A 15929-nucleotide genomic window follows, 5' to 3' on the forward strand; every position below is an offset into this window, starting at 1 on the left:
GGCGCGCCTCAGCCCTTGTCGAACTCGGCGTCGATGACATCATCGTCACCGCCACCGTCACTCGTGGGACCGCCGGTGGCAGTGTCCTGGCCGGGACCGCCGCCCGGGGCGGCGCCCTGATGGGCCGACAGCCCGGCGAGCACCTGCTGGAGTTCGGAGGTCAGGGGCCGCACGCGCTCCACGCCCGCCTCCTCCTTGACCGCCGCCCGGGCGTCGGACACGAGCATCTCGGCGCGTGCCTTCTCGTGCGCGGGCGCTGCGTCGCCCAGTTCGGCGAGGCGCTTCTCGACCTGGTACGCGACGGCGTCGAGTTCGTTGCGGGCGTCGACGGCCTCGCGGAGCGTCTGGTCCTCGCCCCGGTTGCGCTCGGCCTCCTGGACCATGCGTTCGACCTCACTGCGGTCCAGGTTGGAGCTCTCGCTGATGGTGATGCCCTGTTCCTTGCCGGTGTCCCGGTCGCGGGCCTTGACGTTGAGGATGCCGTTGGCGTCGATGTCGAAGGTGACCTCGATCTGTGGTTCGCCCCGCGGCGCCGGCCGGATGTCGGTGAGCTGGAACCGGCCCAGCACCCGGTTGTCGGCGGCCCGCTCGCGCTCGCCCTGGAGGACCACCACATCGACGGCCGGCTGGTTGTCCTCGGCGGTGGAGAAGGTCTCGCTGCGACGCACCGGAATGGTGGTGTTGCGCTCGATGATCTTCGTCATCACTCCGCCGCGCGTCTCCACGCCCAGCGACAGGGGTGTGACGTCGAGCAGCAGGACGTCCTTGACCTCGCCCTTGAGCACCCCGGCCTGGATCGCGGCGCCCAGGGCCACGACCTCGTCGGGGTTGACGCTCATGTTGGGATCCTTGCCGCCGGTCAGCCGGCGGACCAGAGTCTGGACGGCGGGGATGCGGGTGGAACCGCCGACGAGGATGACCTCGTCGATGTCGTTCTCGCCGACCTTCGCGTCGGCCATCGCCTGCTGCACCGGTCCGAGGCAACGCTCCACCAGGTCGCCGGTGATCTGCTCGAAAGTGGACCGCATGATCGAGTCGGTCAGGTGCTTGGGGCCCGCTGCGTCGGCGGTGATGAACGGCAGACTGACCTGCGTCTGCGTCACCGAACTGAGCTCGGTCTTGGCCTTCTCCGCCGCCTCGAACAGTCGTTGCAGCGCCTGCGGGTCCTTGCGCAGGTCGATGCCGTTCTCCTTCTGGAAGTCGTCCGCCAGGTAGTCCACCAGACGCCGGTCGAAGTCGTCGCCGCCCAGGTGGCTGTCACCGGCGGTGGAGCGCACCTCCACCACGCCGTCGCCGACGTCGAGGATGCTCACGTCGAAGGTGCCGCCGCCCAGGTCGAAGACGAGGACGGTCTCGTGCTCCTTCTTGTCCATGCCGTACGCGAGGGCGGCGGCCGTCGGCTCGTTGATGATCCGCAGCACCTCCAGTCCGGCGATCCGTCCGGCGTCCTTCGTGGCGGTGCGCTGAGCGTCGTTGAAGTAGGCGGGCACCGTGATGACCGCCTCCGTGACCCGCTCCCCCAGCTGCTTGGACGCGTCGTCGGCGAGTTTGCGCAGCACCTGTGCGCTGATCTCCTCAGGCGCGTACAACTTGTCGCGCACCTTGAAGCGGGCCGCCCCGCCGTCGCCCTCGACGACGTCGTACGCCACCGCCCTGGCCTCGTCGGAGATCTCGTCGAAGTGCCGGCCGATGAACCGCTTGGCCGAGTAGATGGTGCCCTTGGGGTTGAGGATCGCCTGGCGCCGGGCCAGCTGGCCCACCAGACGTTCCCCGGTGTCGGTGAAGGCCACCACGGACGGTGTCGTCCGGTTGCCCTCGCTGTTGGGCACGACGGACGGCTCGCCGCCCTCCCACACAGCGATCACCGAGTTGGTGGTACCCAGGTCGATGCCCACTGCCTTGGCCATGAGGAACTCCTCCCGGTGCAGCGCCTGCGTCGACTCTCCGGATCACGTTCGTTCGGACAGAGGTGGGAATCCGCCGGTTTCCGAGCGGTGCGCACGGAGGGTCTCGAGCACTCCCCAGGGTGACGAACCGGGTGGCTCCACGCCTGCGCCTGGCGAGTCAGGAATGCACGGGTCCGATCGCCCCACGAGTACGAGAGAAAGAACCCACACGTCTCGGGTAGCCGGCCCGGGAGCGGGTACGCGAAAGCCGCTCACCTCCGAAGGACGGAGTGATCCCATGGCCGGCAGGCGGGCGTACAGCCTGTACCACCGCTGCTCCGGCAGCCTTGCGCGAGGCAGCGGCCGGCGGCATCCCACGGCCGCGCCCAGGCGGCCCCGCCTGCCCGCTCGCACCCCGGCCGCCCATGCCCTCCACGAACTGGTCGCGCTCTCCCGCGCCCAGTTCGACGCTCCGGACGAAGGCGAGATCCTGCGCCTGGCCATGGATCACATAGTCGCCGCGGGGCGTTACAGCGCCGAGGCCGGATACCTCAAGGTGGGCGGGGACCTGGTCCCCAGCCCGTGGAACGGGCGAACGCATGCCTTGGCCGTGGGCCGGAGGGTGCGGGACCTGGCCGGGCGGGACGGCACCGTGACCGTGGCCGGCAGACGCTGGGGCCGGGCCCTGGGGCTCCGCGGACCTGAGGTACTCCACGGCTACCTCGTGGTCACGTCCCGCTCCCCGCCCACCAAGGTCGAGCGATCCCTGCTCGCCCTGCTCGTCCGGCACACCGCTGCCGCACTGTCGGTCGCCTTCGCGCACCGCCGCCAACGCGAGGACGCGCTGGAGATGCACCGGCTGAGGGAGGAACGCACAGCCCTCCAGCGGAAGCTGATCTCCGCGGTGGCTGAGCTGGGCTACGAGCGAGCCGTTCACGCTCTCTTGGCCGACGTCGCCGCCTCGGGTGGCGGCGAGGAAGCTGTCACCCGCGCACTGCACGGGCTCACCGGGCTCCCCGCGCTGGTCGAGGACCGCTTCGGTCGGCTGAGGTCCTGGACCGGCCCCGGCCGCCCCGTCCCCTATCCCGAACCGGACCCCGTGCGCCAGGACGAAATGCTGCACGCCGTCGCCAAAGAGGCCGGGCCGGTGCGCAGAAGGGACCGGCTGATCACCCTGATCCGCCCGCACGGCGAGATCCTGGGCGTGCTGGCCCTGGTCGATGCCGGGGCCGAGGCCGACGAGCGCACCGTGCTCGCGCTGGAACACGCCGCCGCGTCTCTCGCCCTGGAAATGACGCACCTGCGCAATCTGGCCGAAACGGAGCTGAGGCTGCATCGCGAGCTGGCCGACGACCTCCTGGCAGGGACGGACGAGCCGAGCGCCTACGCCCGGTCCGAGGCAGTCGGACACGACCTGCACCGCAGCCACTACATCGTCGTGGTGCAGTGGTCGAACCGGACCGCCGACGATTCCTTCGCACGGACCGTGGGGCGGGCGGCCGCTGCCGTGGGCATGCGCTCGCTGCTGACCCGCCGCTCCGACCACGTCGTCCTCATCGCCGACGAGAGGCCGGACGCCCGCGCGCTGTACGAGGCGCTCGCCCGGGAGACCGGAACACGGTCCGGGACGATCGGGGTGAGCGCCCCTTCCGGCTCCCTGAACGACATCCCCCACCACTACGAGGAGGCGCAGCGCGCCCTGGACGTGCGCCGCCACTCCCGCGAGCGCTACGGCGCGACGTTCTTCGACGAGCTCGGTCTCTACCGCATCCTGGGACCCGGCAGCGGTCACCGGGAACTGGAGACGTTCGTCCAGGAGTGGCTCGGGCAGCTCATCGACTACGACTCCCGGCACCACGCGACCATGGTGGAGACCCTGTCCCGGTACTTCGACTGCGGCGGCAACTACGACGAGACCGCCGACTACCTCACGATCCACCGCAGCACGCTGCGCTATCGGCTCCAGCGCATCCGCGACATCAGCGGCCACGACCTCGCGAACGTCGAGGACCGGCTGAACCTCCAGGTGGCGACCCGAGTGTGGAAGATCGTGCTGGGCGGACCCGGCTGATGCCTCACCGGAGCTTTTGCGCGTTCGGTGTCAGTAGCAGTGGCCGCCTCACGCGCGCGGGTCCTCGCCAGGTGTTTCGGAGGCGGGGGAGCACGAGGAGATCCGACCGTACCGTCTGCACCTGCCGGCAGGGCCCGGCGTGTCACGCGGCGTCGGCGTTACGTCGGGGGCATCCTGTGGGCACTCGCGGTCGCGGGGTGGCCGACGTGAGGGAGTCATGCGGGTGTCGTCCAAGGGCGTTACGGTCGTGGCTCTTCTGGCGGATCCGGATGCGCCGACGGAGATCGCGCAGCGCATGGCCCCGATGCTTCCCGATCGGCTCGCCGACAGGTCGGGCCCGGGGCGACGGTTCGACGTCGAGGTGGTCAGTGAGCCCTTCACCGCGGGGACCGAGGACCTGTCCACATTGACGCGCCGGATCATGGACCGTGGAAGCGAGGGGAACTGGGACATCGTCGTGGCCCTCACCGACCTTCCGCTGCACTCACATGGGCGCAAGCTCGTGGTGGATCTGAGTCACGAACACGGCCTGGCACTGCTGTCTCTTCCCACGCTGGGGGGTTTCCGGCTGCAGACAAGGGCCCGGCAGGCCGTGGAAGAAGCCGTGCTCAGCTTGGCGGGCCCGCAGGCCACCGAGTCCGAGGGGTCTTTGGGAAGTCAGCCGCTGCGGGGGCCCTTCGTCGGTCGTCTCGCGCCCATCCATCCGGGCCAGGTCGGTGAGGAGGAGATCGCCGATCTGCGGTACGTCGTCACTGGGCCGCGCGGTTACCTGAGGGTGCTCCTCGGTATGGTCCGCGCCAACCGGCCGTGGCGTCTGGTGCCGGGCTTGTCGAAAGCCCTGGCGGCCGCACTCGCCACGGGAGCGGTCGCCACCGTGAACTCCACCATCTGGAACCTGGCCACCTACCTGAGCACGCCACGCCTGGTGATCGCCACGGTCGGGTCTGTCGCTCTCATGATCGGCTGGCTGATCGTGGACGCGAACCTGTGGCATCGAACGGATGAGGTTTCACCGGAGGCGAGGAAGAGGGCGGCTCTCTACAACACCTCGACGGTCGTGACCGTGGGTATCGGGGTGATCGTCTGCTACGCGGGTTTGATGGTCATCAACCTGGTGTGGGCGCTGTTCATCCTCAACGACCAAGTCTTCGCCTCCACGACACGGACCCCGCTGCACGCCGCGGAGTACTGGACGCTGTCCTGGTTCGTCGCTTCGGTCGCCACGGTGGGCGGCGCGCTGGGATCAGGCCTGGAGAGCGACGAGGCGATCCGGGCGGCCGCCTACTCCAAGCGCGAACAGGAGCGTCGCAGCATGCTGCGGGACGACCGCGGTGATGGTGACTGACGGGTGACCTCGGTCGGAGATGTGCCGGTGGTCGTCCGGGTCCGCAGGTTCCGCTGATCGGTCGGTGCGTGGTTGTTTCGCCTCGGGGGCCGACGGGGACCCGCACGGCACGCCGCCGAAGCTCCGCCTGGCGGGACCGGCGGCAGAACGACCGTCCCACCTGATCCAGGTGAACGGCCCACAGAGGCGTGCCGGAGCCCCGGACTCCCTCGCAGCACTTCCGAGAGTCGGGCTCCCTGCGCCTTCCCCATCACCGCCGTACCGCGACATCAGGGAAGCCACCATGAAAGCAGCGGTATACGAAGGCCCGCGAACGGTCACAGTGAAGGACGTACCGGACGCGAAGATCGAACACCCCTGCGACATCATCGTCAAGATCACCTCCACCAACATCTGCGGTTCGGACCTGCACATGTACGAGGGCCGCACCTCGTTCGAGTCCGGCCGCACCCTGGGACACGAGAACCTGGGCCAGGTGGTGGAGGTCGGCTCGGCCGTCCGCAAGGTCCAGGTCGGCGAGTACGTGGTCCTGCCCTTCAACATCGCCTGTGGCTTCTGCAAGCAGTGCGAGCAGGGGCTGACCAACTACTGCCTGACCATGCAGCCGGAACCGGCCCTCGCGGGAGCCGCCTACGGATTCGCCGACATGGGCCCCTACCAGGGCGGCCAGGCGGAACTGCTGCGCGTGCCCTACGGCGACTTCAACGCGCTGCGTCTGGGCGAGGACGCCGCCGAGCGGCAGACCGACTACGTGATGCTCGCCGACATCTTCCCGACCGGGTACCACGCCACCGAGATGGCCCATGTGAAACCGGGTGACCAGACGATCGTCTTCGGGGCCGGTCCCGTCGGGCTGATGGCGACCTACTCGGCCCTCCTCAAGGGCGCCGGGCGCGTCTGGACGGCTGACCACCAGCCCGACCGGCTGCGCAAGGCGGAGGAGATCGGGGCCATCCCGATCAACACCGCCGAGCAGAACCCGGCGGAGGTCGTCAAGGAGGCCACCCTCGGGCTGGGCGCCGACAACGGCTGCGAATGCGTCGGCTACCAGGCGCACGACCCCCAGGGACACGAGGACGCCAGCCTCACGCTCAACGGACTGATCGACTCGGTCCGGTTCACGGGCGACATCGGCGTGGTGGGCGTGTTCCTGCCCCAGGACCCTGGCGGCGCCGAGGCCCAGGGGGAACTGGAAGCGCAGGGCAAGGTCCCGATCGACTTCGGCATGATGTGGTTCAAGGGCCAGCACATGGGGACCGGGCAGGCGCCGGTGAAGAAGTACAACCGGGCGCTGCGGGATCTGATCGCCGGCGGGAAGGCGAAGCCGAGCTTCGTCGTCTCCCACGAACTCAGCCTGAACGAGGCCCCCACCGCCTACGAGCACTTCGACGCCCGTGACGACGGCTGGACCAAGGTCGTCCTGCACCCCAACGGACACGGCAACGGCCACAAGCGGTAAGAGACCCAGGGCCGCCGTGCCCCCTGTTTCCCTGGCCGGCCCGGAGGACGGACGGCGGACGCTCAGCAGTGTCCGCCGTGGCAGCCCCGCCCAGCGGCTGCGGCCGCCGGCCGGCCGGCGGGCCGTGTGGGAGGCTTCCTTGCCCTACGGTTGCCGCACCTCGACCAGGCCGACTCGACCCGGCAGGGCATTCCGGCCAGGCGGACACCCGTGACGTGGCTGCGGGCCTTCGGGGAGGTCGTGCGATCCGGGCTCACGATCGAGGAGACGCGGCTGGAGCCCCTGCTCGCGCTGCGCACGGCCGCCGGGGTGGCGATCGTCATCGGGCCGACGCTGTGGCTGGTCTCCCCTGCGTATGCCGCGTCCGCCGCCCTCGGCGCCTACTCCGCGGGTGGGGCCACCTTCCAGCGCAGCTGGCGTCCGCGCAAGGTGGTCGCGCTCGGCGCGGGCGCGGGTCTGGCGCTCAGCACCTTCGTGGGCTACCTGGCGGCGGGGCGACTCGTGACCTTCCTTCCGCTGCTGGCCGTATGGGCCTTTGCCGCCGGGATGGCGTGGGCCGTCGGATCGACCGCTGGGATCGTCGCGGCGACGACCGTGGGCAGCATGCTGGTGACCATCACCCTGCCCACGAGCGTCGGGCGAGCCCTGGAGCACGCCGGGATCATCGCACTCGGGGGCGTGACGCAGGCCGTGCTGATCCTGCTGTTCCCGATCCGGCGTTGGGGAGCGCATCGTGACGCGCTCGCCGACGCCCTGGCCGCCGTGGCGGACTACGCCCGACGGTTGCGGCACGACCCGACCGCACCGTTCGACCCGGAGGCGTTGATGACGGCCAGGGACGCGGCTGCCGTGACGCCGTCACAGGCCCGCACCCGTCCCCCCGTCCTGCACGGCCCCCGGGGACTCGCCGAGCGCATTCGGCCGGTGGTCGCGGCGCTCGCCGACCCGGACGTGGGCGCCCCGGCGGAGGGACCGGGGCGGGACCGGGCGCGGGAGTTGCTCGACGCGGCCGCCGACGTCCTGGACGCGGCCGCCCGTTCGATCCGACGCGGCACTCCCGCCGAGGTGCGGCCCGAGAGCACGGACGTCCTGCGCGTCGACGAGGAGCACGAGGTCCTGGAGGGTTCCGCGCGGCAAACCGCCGAGCGGCTCGTGGAACTGCTCGGTGAGGCGTTGGAGATCGCCGGGAGCGGCTGCGCGCGCGGGAGGACGCCCACGCCGCCCGGCCCCGCCGGCGCTCAGTTTCTGGTGCGCCCGACAATGCTCCGGCTGGTCCCGGTCGTCGTCCGGGCGGTGCGCCGTGAGCTCCGCCGGGACTCGCCCGTGTTCCGGCACGCCGTCCGCCTGGCGGCGGTGGCCACACTCGGCTATCTGATCGCCGCCCGGCTACCCCTGGGCCACGGCTACTGGGCGCCCATCGCCTCGGTGATGGTGATGCGGCCGGACTTCCACCGGACGTACGCGCGTGCGGTGGCCCGTCTCGCCGGGACCCTGGCCGGGGTCGCACTCGCCACCGGCATGGTGCGGGCCCTGGGCACGGACGCCCGTGTGTCCGGCGCGCTGGCGGTGGTCTCGGCGGGCCTGTCGTACACGCTGAACCGTACCGGCTACGCCTACTCCCAGTGCTTCACCGCCGCGTACGTCGTCTTCCTGCTCGGCATGGGCGGCCAGGCATGGGAGCAGACGGTCCCGGAGCGGGTGGTGCTCACCCTGCTCGGCGGGGCCCTGGCCATGCTGGCGTACGTGGTGTACCCCGCATGGGAGACACCCCGACTGCCGAGTCGGCTTGCGGACTGGCTCGCCGCCAACGGCCGCTATGCGGCCGCGGTGCTCCGCAACTATGCCGAACCGACCCGGAAGCATCACGCCGACATGCGCAGGGCACTGCTGGAGAGCAGGGAGGCACGTGCCGCCTGGCAGGAGGCATACGACCGGGCAAGGCAGGAACCGGTCCGCCCCAGGGGTCTGACGTCGCGCGAGGCGCAGGAGGCGCAGGAGGCGCTCAAGGGGTTCGGCCGGGCAGCGATGCTCATGGAGAGCCACGTCCCGCGGGCCGACAGCCGTTTCGTCCCCGAGGCGGAGCAATTCGCCGAGGCCCTGGAGACGGACACCGCGAAGGCGGCAGTCGCCGTGCGCGAGCACAGGAATCCGGACTGGGGACGCGTGGAGGAGGCGCTCCACGCGTGGGAGGACGCCGCCGCCGGCAACGGGAGCCCGGTCGTGCGGCGCGAGGCGGAACTGCAAAAACGGGCCTTGGAGGACCTCGCGACAGCCGTGAGCCGCACCCCCCTGGAACGGGACGTCGGCTCTGCTCGCGAGGAGCGGCGGGTGCGGGCCGCCGTGGCGACGGAAGGTGACGGATCAGGACCCGTGCACCGGGGTGGGTGACGACGAGCCGATGTCATTCATCCAGCCTTAGTGCCCACTGACATGCTTGGTCACCACGCCGGCTACCGCCGTACGCGCGGCATTCCCAGGCCGATCCAGGAGATGATCTCGCGCTGGATCTCGTTGTTGCCGCCGCCGAAGGTGAAGATGACCGCCGATCGGTAGCCGCGCTCCAGTTCGCCGTGCAGGACGGCGCCCGCGGAGCCCTCCTTCAGCGGGCCTGCGGCGGCGACGATCTCCATGAGCCAGGCGTAGGCGTCCCGGCGGGCCTCGGAGCCGTAGACCTTGACGGCGGAGGCGTCCTGCGGGGTGAGCGTGCCGTTCTCGACGGCCGAGACCATCCGCCGGTTGAGCAGCTTCAACGCGTCGAGGCGGGTGTGGGTGCGGGCCAGCAGCCGGCGCACCCACGGCAGGTCGGCCACCCGCCGGCCGTCGGCGAGCTTGGTCTCGTGCGTCCAACGCTGCACGTCGTGCAGGGCGCGGACGGCCATCGTGCCGTGCGCGGCGAGGGTGACCCGCTCGTGGTTGAGCTGGTTGGTGATCAGCCGCCAGCCCTGGTTCTCCTCGCCGACCCGGCGGGAGACGGGGACGCGGATGTTCTCGTAGTAGCTCGCGGTGGTGTCGTGGGAGGCGAGGGTGTTGATGACCGTGCAGGAGTAGCCGGGGTCGGAGGTCGGCACCAGGAGCATGGTGATGCCCTGGTGCGCGGGCGCCCCGGGGTCGGTGCGCACGGCGAGCCACACCCAGTCCGCGGTGTCGCCGTTGGTGGTCCAGATCTTCTGCCCGTTGACGACGTACTCGTCGCCGTCGCGTACGGCCCGCGTCTTCAGGGCGGCCAGGTCGGTGCCGGCGTCCGGCTCGCTGTAGCCGATGGCGAAGTCGATCTCGCCGGAGAGGATGCGCGGCAGGAAGTACGCCTTCTGCTCGTCGGTGCCGAACCGCATGAGCGTCGGACCGACCGTGTTCAGGGCCATCAGCGGCAGCGGTACGCCGGCCTGCGCCGCCTCGTCGAAGAAGATGAACTGTTCCATCGCCGTCATGCCGCGCCCGCCGTACTCCCGGGGCCAGCCGACGCCGAGCCAGCCGTCCTCGCCGAGCCGGCGGACGGTGTCACGGTAGAACCGCTTCTGGGCGGCCGGGTCGGCGTAGCGCGCGTAGGCGTTGTCCGGGACCAGCCGGCCGAAGTAGGCGCGCAGCTCGGCGCGCAGTCGCTGCTGCTCGGGCGTGTGATCGAGGTGCACGGCGCCTCCAGGGTCCCCAAGGGCGGTCCTGACGGCGCACACCGTAGAACGTGTTCCAGTAATTGGGAATGCCCGGGGCTCCGGCGAGTTGGGGCCGGGGAAGGCCTCACGGCCGTGCGGAAGCGGTCAGCGAAGGATGTCCAGGAAGTCCGAGCACGCGTCGACGCAGGCCCGGCAGGTCGCCGCCGCGGACTCGGCGCCGGGGTACTCGTCGAAGGCCTTGGCGCATTCGAGGCACACCGAGCGGCACCACTCCAGGCGCACCCGGATGCCTTCCTCGTCCTGGTGGTTCTCCTCGCAGAGCACACGGCAGGTGGCGTCGCACACCTCCGCGCACATGATGCCCAGCCGGCGCACCCGTTCCTGGCGCTCGGTGCCGTCCGGGTCCACCAGGCTCGCCCGCACCGCGCAGGCCCGGGCGCACTCCGTGCAGGCCTGCGCACAGGTGAAGCGGTCCTCCAGGAACCTGTAGAGCTGCGCTTGCGAAGTCGGCGTCGTCACACCGTGCGGGTAGCCGGGGCGGGCAGCGGCAAACACTCCCCGGCGACACGGAAGGACCCTCCGCCGGACGGGGTGCGTGTCGTGTCGCCGCCCGTCGGCACCCGGTCACGTAAAGTGTCCGGTTCGCCCTGTTCTGGGTGGGGTATCCCTGTTCTATGAGTACCGCATCGATGCAGCTGGCCGCGGCGAGCGGCCTCATGAGCCTCGTGCTCTTCCTCGTGGCCGTGGCCTTGCTCGCGTTGCTCGGCGGCGGATTCTGGATGAACTCCCGCGTCAAGTACCGCGAGTCCCCCCGCCCGAGGCCCGACGAGCAGCCCAAGCTGCCACCGGAAGGACCGGTGCACGAGGTCCGGGAGAACAGGGAATCCCAGGAGGTTCCGCAGATGCCCGAGGGCGGTCGCCCGCTCACCCCGTACGAGCTGAGCAACATGGACAGCAGACCCAGCGACTCCAAGGACCGGCCGCGCTGGAGCAGCGGATCCAGCGGCTCGTTCGGCGGCGGCGGACTCGGCGCCCACTGATCCGGCGGCCCGGGCCCGAGTGAACGGCGCCCGGACGGCCCCCACCCTCGAGCCCTTCGACGAGTCCGGCGGTCCCCCGGCCCGCGCCGGACCGCCGGACGCCCCCTAGGAATCCTTCCGGGCGGCGTCCAGGTGGCCGACGCGGGCCACGTTCTGCACGTCTTCCGCGTCCCGGCTCGGTTCGGCCGCGAACCAGGCGTCGAGGATCTCCGTCAGCAGCGGCTGTGAGGTCAGCCGCAGGCTCAGCGCCAGCGCGTTGGCGTCGTTCCAGCGGCGGGCGCCGTCCGCCGTCGCGGCGTCGGTGCACAGGGCCGCGCGCACGCCCGGCACCTTGTTCGCCGCGATGGACGCCCCGGTGCCGGTCCAGCAGCACACCACCGCCTGGTCGGCCGCGCCCTCGGCGACGTCCCGGGCGGCCGCCTCGGAGCAGACCGCCCACCGGGCGTCGGCGCCGGGCCGCAGCGCGCCGTGGACGCGCACCTCGTGGCCGCGTTCGCGCAAATCCTCGACGAGGCGGCGGGCCACAGGTTCGTCCATGTCGGAGGAGACGGAGATCCGCATACCGCGGAGCGTAGCCCCTGCCGGGCGCCGGCGGACCGCCCACGGAGAACGGCCCCGCAGTCGCCTGCGGGGCCGTTCGGCCGTGACGGTCTCAGCCGCGACGGTCTCGTGGCCCGGAGCCGGGGCGGATGGCCCCCGAGCCGGCTCGGGCCGGTCGGTCAGGGGTGCTCGGGCTTCTGCGCCGGGGGCACTCCGCCGCCCTCGCCCCCGCCCTTGCGGCCCTTGTCCGAGCCGTGCGGGTGGCCGCCCGTGCCGCGGTCGGTGGGCTGGCCCGCCTTGAGCCTGCCGCTGTCCTGCGGGGTGGCGCCTCCCTTGTCACTGCGCCGCTGTTCGGGCTGTTGCGGATTGGACATGCGCCGGACTCCCTCCGGGTGGTGCGTGATCGTTGCGGGGTCCGGGTTCCCAGCACGGCCCGGGTGACGCGCACCGCCGGCGGATCGCCTCACCCGGAGTCGGTCAGCGCCCGGTGGAGATGTTCCAGGGCGTCGAGGAGGACGGAGCGGTGGTACCAGCTCAGCCAGGCGGCCGTGTCGGCGGCCAGCAGGGCGACGGTCTCGGCCTGGGCGGCGGTCGGCCGGTGCCCGGCCTCGGCCCAGTGCAGGGTGATCACGCCGGTGCAGGAACCGGCCGAGGACAGGACGGGGACGCTGTGCAGGGCGCGGGTGCCCGTGGTCAGCAGGACGCGCCGCCAGTCCTCGGAGAGCAGTGTGTCGGCGGCCACGTCGGGGACGCTCACCCGGCGCCGCCGCGTCCGGGCCAGCGCGTCCGGTGTGCCCTCGTCCCGGCCCCGCACCAGATGGTCGAGGAACGTCTCCGCACAGCCGTGGTGGGTCTCCGGCGCCAGCGTGCCGACGGCGGGGTCCACGAACTGCACGTATCCGGCGGGGGCCCGTCCGACGGCCAGCGACTCGTGCAGCACGGCGTCGATCATCTGCCGCCGGCAGCGCGGATCACGGCCGCCGCGTCCCAGGAGCCGCAGCTGGGGCACCGGAAGCGGGAGGCGGCCCGGGAACCACTCCTCGCCGTCCGGGGGCCGGGCCGCGACCACGGCGGAGACGAGCACCCGCAGGGGCACGTTGAACCGCTGCGAGGCCTCCCGCAGCACCCGGAAGGCGCTGCCCGAGTCCGGGAGGCCGTAGCGCACCATCAGCGTGCCCTGCGCCATGCCGATCACCGGGGCGGTGCGCACCCGGGCGCGCAGGGCCCGGACCTCCTTGTGCAGCTCCTCGTACGAGGGCCGCAGCGGGTCCGACATCTGCGACCGCCACGTGGGCAGCTCCTCGACCCGGGTGGCGGTGCGGGCCAGTTCCCGCAGCGCCTCGTCGAGGGTGGCGAAGAGCCGGACGCCGTCCAGGCGGGCGAGGTGCACCGCCTCGCGCACCCCCGGCCGGGCGCGGACGATGATCAGGTCCGGGCGTCCGGTGCGGACGCGGGTGGTCTCGCTGAGGGTGCGCAGCACCGCGGCACCGCCGAGCTGCACATGGGCCATGTCGAGGACGGGCCGCAGCCCGGCGCGGTCCGCCTGGTCCAGGTGGCCGCGCAGCTCCTCCGACCAGGCTTCGGCCCCCTGGGCGTCCAGGCTGCCGGACATGCGCAGGAGCAGCGCGCCCTCGGCGGGCAGTCCCTCGACCACCGAGGACTCGATGACGAGCGGGGCCGGTGCGCCGGGACGGTCGGAAGAGGCTTTCATCGCACCACCAGTCAGGACGTCGCGCAGAAGTGTGTCGGCCTCTTCCCGACCTCGATGAACCACTTCGTACGGCAGGCTGCCGACCCCGGCCCGCGGGTCCCGGGGGTGGGGGCGCGGGATCGTCCCGCGCCGGTGTCAGTGGGTGTCGCCGGGTGGCTCCGGTGCCGGTCGGGGTTCCGGCGTGTTCAGGGCCGACGCCATCGTGGCATGCACCCGGACACCCGGCAGTCCGGCGGTGCGCAGCGCCTCCCGCACGTGGGGTCGCGGTTCCACGACGGGCAGGACACGGCCGGACACGGCGAGGAACGCGGTCGCCCGCTCCAGGGCGCGCATGGCGTCCGAGCAGGCCAGGTACACCTCCGTCAGGTCCAGCACGGGGTGTTCCCCGGTGTCGTCGGCGTGGCCGATGTGCCCGGCGAGGGCCGCGGAGAAGTCCGCGGCGTTGGAGGCGTCGACCGTGCCGCGGGCCTTGAGGACGCTGACGTCCCCGGCCTCGGGGCGGTGCTCGTGCACGGTCCGCAGCAGGAGCGGGGAGGGCCCGCCGGGGCGGACGCGGGCATGGGAGAGCTGACCGTTTTCCATGGGGATCCGGCTTCCTGGACGGGAAAGGACCAGCCGGCCGCGTCTTGACCGGGGCATCAGAGTGCCCCCGGGCGCGGGCCGGACGCAACGACGTCACCCGGGCGTGTCGGGCCGGGCCCGGCGCGGCCCGCCCGGCCCGCGTCCCGTCCGTGTGCCGCCGTGACGGGCTCCGCGTCCAGGAAGTCGGCCGGCGTACCGCCGGGCGGGTGAGTTCCGGCGCGTCCGTGTCGAGAGGGCGCGCAGCGGCCCGAAGACGCCCCGGCCCCGGGCGGCCGAGTCGTGGGCGGGCGGGAGCGGCGGGTGGAGGCCGCCCGCGCTCCGGAGGACCTGTCGGCGCGCGCACCACGCGGCGCAGGGGGGAAGCCGGGCGCCGGGCAGCAGGGCAAGTCGGGTTCCGGCGGCAGGGGTGACGCAGCGAGGACGGCGTCGAGCAGATCCCCGGCGGCCCGCTCGCCGGCCAGAGTGCGGGCGGCGAGCAGGCCGGGCCTCGGGTGGCCGATCCGTGGGCCGCACTCCGGGGCCGCACTCCGGGGCCGCACTCCGGGGCGCGCGGCGAGCGTGGCCGGTGGCGTGCTCAGCGGGCGTGCGCGATCTCCGGTCCGGGCCGCCGGGCTTCGGCACGGACCGGCCGGAGCAGCATGAGGCAGGCCGCGGCGACCTCGCCGGTGCGCAGGCGCAGCAGGCGGGCGTCGGGGGTGCGGCCGTGCGGGTCGCCGGGGGGTCCGGGCTTCCACAGGGCCAGGTGGTGCGGTCCCGGGGGCGGGCCCCACAGCCGCGGGGAGACCGGTCCGAACAGGGTGACCGAGCGGGTGCCGTGGGCCACCGCGAGATGGGCGAGGCCGGTGTCGCCGCTGAGCACCAGGGACGCGCCCGCCACCAGGGCGGACAGTTCCACGAAGGGCAGGCCGCCGGTCAGCACGTCGCGGGTGTGCTGACCGCTGCGCTCGGCCACGGAGTGCACGAGTGCCTCCTCGCCGGGGCCGCCGGTGAGCACCACATGGTGTCCGGCGGCGCGCAGGCACCGTACGACGGCGGCGTACCGCTCCCCCGGCCAGCGGCGGGCGCCCGAGGCGGCCCCGGGGTGCACGAGCACCGCGCCCGGCGCCGGGGACGGCGCGGTGGGCGGCGGCAGCCTCAGGTCCAGGGGGTCGGCCGGGATGCCGTAGGCGTGCAGGAAGGCGCACCAGCGGTCCCGTTCGTTGGCGTGCCCGCGCCACGGCGGCCCGTCCGGGCAGGCGTGGGCGAGCAGCCGGCGCGGGCGCAGGGCGGCGAGCGCGTCGCGGCTCTCGGGACCGTTGCCGTGCAGGTCGATCGCCACGTCCGGTGCGGGTGCGGCCCAGTGGGCGAGTGAGGGCACCGCGCGGCCGGGTGCCTCGGCCGGGAACACGGCGTCGACCGCACCGGTGGCCAGGGCGAGTTCGGTGAGGCCCGCCGGCTGGGCGAGGACGATGCGGTGGCCGGGGAAGGCGCGGCGGACACCGCGCAGCGCGGGCACTCCGGCCAGCAGGTCACCGAGCCCCAGCGCACGCAGCACCAGGACGGTCGGGGGGTGCGGGGTTCGGGTCACCGGGTCGGACCTCCGGTAGGTGTGGATGCCGGGGCGGGGTGGTGGCAGCGCCCGGGTACCCCGATCGGCGGGACGATCCGGGGCGCCGGTCGCGGCGGCCGGCCTGGGCGGCGTGCG

13 protein-coding genes are annotated in these 15929 nt (G+C 72.6%); 5 read left to right on the forward strand and 8 right to left on the reverse strand.

Translation table 11 applies throughout. The annotated features are described in order from the left end of the window. Positions 1 to 8: 8 nt before the first annotated feature. Complete coding sequence (gene dnaK, locus ACF08B_RS18325) at positions 9 to 1907, reverse strand: molecular chaperone DnaK (protein WP_392318278.1); 1899 nt, start codon at positions 1905 to 1907, stop codon at positions 9 to 11. A 277-nt stretch (positions 1908 to 2184) separates the two neighbouring features. Between dnaK and ACF08B_RS18330 the strand changes: the two genes are divergently transcribed. The 4 genes from ACF08B_RS18330 to ACF08B_RS18345 all read left to right on the forward strand — a co-directional run bounded on the left by ACF08B_RS18330 (position 2185) and on the right by ACF08B_RS18345 (position 9149). Next, the gene (locus ACF08B_RS18330) at positions 2185 to 3957 is read left to right on the forward strand and encodes a PucR family transcriptional regulator (RefSeq protein ID WP_392318279.1); all 1773 of its coding nucleotides are present in this window, start codon (positions 2185 to 2187) and stop codon (positions 3955 to 3957) included. Positions 3958 to 4174: 217 nt separating this feature from the next. Next, positions 4175 to 5302 carry a hypothetical protein gene (locus ACF08B_RS18335; protein WP_392318280.1) on the forward strand — a complete coding sequence of 376 codons (1128 nt, stop codon included), beginning with the start codon at positions 4175 to 4177 and terminating at the stop codon, positions 5300 to 5302. A 283-nt stretch (positions 5303 to 5585) separates the two neighbouring features. Continuing rightward, positions 5586 to 6761, forward strand: coding sequence for a glutathione-independent formaldehyde dehydrogenase (locus ACF08B_RS18340; RefSeq protein ID WP_392318281.1), 1176 nt, complete (start codon positions 5586 to 5588; stop codon positions 6759 to 6761). Positions 6762 to 6971: 210 nt separating this feature from the next. Then, positions 6972 to 9149 (forward strand): FUSC family protein, encoded by a 2178-nt coding sequence (locus ACF08B_RS18345; protein WP_392318282.1) that lies wholly within the window; start codon positions 6972 to 6974, stop codon positions 9147 to 9149. Positions 9150 to 9211: 62 nt separating this feature from the next. On the opposite strand, the gene ACF08B_RS18350 is transcribed toward ACF08B_RS18345, so the two are convergent. Next, on the reverse strand, positions 9212 to 10390 hold the full coding sequence (locus ACF08B_RS18350) for an acyl-CoA dehydrogenase family protein (protein ID WP_392318283.1): 1179 nt from the start codon (positions 10388 to 10390) through the stop codon (positions 9212 to 9214). Between the two features lie 126 nt (positions 10391 to 10516). Beyond that, the gene (locus ACF08B_RS18355; protein ID WP_392318284.1) at positions 10517 to 10891 is read right to left on the reverse strand and encodes a ferredoxin; all 375 of its coding nucleotides are present in this window, start codon (positions 10889 to 10891) and stop codon (positions 10517 to 10519) included. A gap of 155 nt (positions 10892 to 11046) precedes the next feature. Here ACF08B_RS18355 and ACF08B_RS18360 point away from each other — a divergent pair, with 155 nt between their 5' ends. Next, positions 11047 to 11412 carry a DUF6479 family protein gene (locus tag ACF08B_RS18360; RefSeq protein WP_392318285.1) on the forward strand — a complete coding sequence of 122 codons (366 nt, stop codon included), beginning with the start codon at positions 11047 to 11049 and terminating at the stop codon, positions 11410 to 11412. Positions 11413 to 11517: 105 nt separating this feature from the next. On the opposite strand, the gene ACF08B_RS18365 is transcribed toward ACF08B_RS18360, so the two are convergent. From ACF08B_RS18365 to ACF08B_RS18385, 5 genes are all read right to left on the reverse strand, one after another. Continuing rightward, a complete protein-coding gene (locus tag ACF08B_RS18365) occupies positions 11518 to 11973 on the reverse strand; it encodes an RpiB/LacA/LacB family sugar-phosphate isomerase (protein ID WP_392318286.1) in 456 nt (151 codons plus the stop codon). 158 nt (positions 11974 to 12131) lie between these two features. Then, a complete protein-coding gene (locus ACF08B_RS18370; RefSeq protein WP_123438849.1) occupies positions 12132 to 12326 on the reverse strand; it encodes a hypothetical protein in 195 nt (64 codons plus the stop codon). Between the two features lie 89 nt (positions 12327 to 12415). Next, positions 12416 to 13663 carry an ANTAR domain-containing protein gene (locus tag ACF08B_RS18375; RefSeq protein ID WP_392318287.1) on the reverse strand — a complete coding sequence of 416 codons (1248 nt, stop codon included), beginning with the start codon at positions 13661 to 13663 and terminating at the stop codon, positions 12416 to 12418. Positions 13664 to 13798: 135 nt separating this feature from the next. Next, positions 13799 to 14245 carry an STAS domain-containing protein gene (locus ACF08B_RS18380; RefSeq protein WP_392318288.1) on the reverse strand — a complete coding sequence of 149 codons (447 nt, stop codon included), beginning with the start codon at positions 14243 to 14245 and terminating at the stop codon, positions 13799 to 13801. 574 nt (positions 14246 to 14819) lie between these two features. Then, a complete protein-coding gene (locus ACF08B_RS18385; RefSeq protein ID WP_392318289.1) occupies positions 14820 to 15812 on the reverse strand; it encodes a glycosyltransferase family 9 protein in 993 nt (330 codons plus the stop codon). Positions 15813 to 15929: the final 117 nt, after the last annotated feature.

Origin of the sequence: Streptomyces sp. NPDC015139, assembly GCF_043079785.1 — a bacterium.
GTDB lineage: Bacteria > Actinomycetota > Actinomycetes > Streptomycetales > Streptomycetaceae > Streptomyces > Streptomyces albidocamelliae.

Bases quoted from the DNA above. Each gene is read 5' to 3' on its own strand.
- dnaK (WP_392318278.1), bottom strand. From the start codon at position 1,907: ATGGCCAAGGCAGTGGGCATCGACCTGGGTACCACCAACTCGGTGATC.
- ACF08B_RS18330 (WP_392318279.1), top strand. From the start codon at position 2,185: ATGGCCGGCAGGCGGGCGTACAGCCTGTACCACCGCTGCTCCGGCAGC.
- ACF08B_RS18335 (WP_392318280.1), top strand. From the start codon at position 4,175: ATGCGGGTGTCGTCCAAGGGCGTTACGGTCGTGGCTCTTCTGGCGGAT.
- ACF08B_RS18340 (WP_392318281.1), top strand. From the start codon at position 5,586: ATGAAAGCAGCGGTATACGAAGGCCCGCGAACGGTCACAGTGAAGGAC.
- ACF08B_RS18360 (WP_392318285.1), top strand. From the start codon at position 11,047: ATGAGTACCGCATCGATGCAGCTGGCCGCGGCGAGCGGCCTCATGAGC.
- ACF08B_RS18365 (WP_392318286.1), bottom strand. From the start codon at position 11,973: ATGCGGATCTCCGTCTCCTCCGACATGGACGAACCTGTGGCCCGCCGC.
- ACF08B_RS18370 (WP_123438849.1), bottom strand. From the start codon at position 12,326: ATGTCCAATCCGCAACAGCCCGAACAGCGGCGCAGTGACAAGGGAGGC.
- ACF08B_RS18375 (WP_392318287.1), bottom strand. From the start codon at position 13,663: ATGAAAGCCTCTTCCGACCGTCCCGGCGCACCGGCCCCGCTCGTCATC.
- ACF08B_RS18380 (WP_392318288.1), bottom strand. From the start codon at position 14,245: ATGGAAAACGGTCAGCTCTCCCATGCCCGCGTCCGCCCCGGCGGGCCC.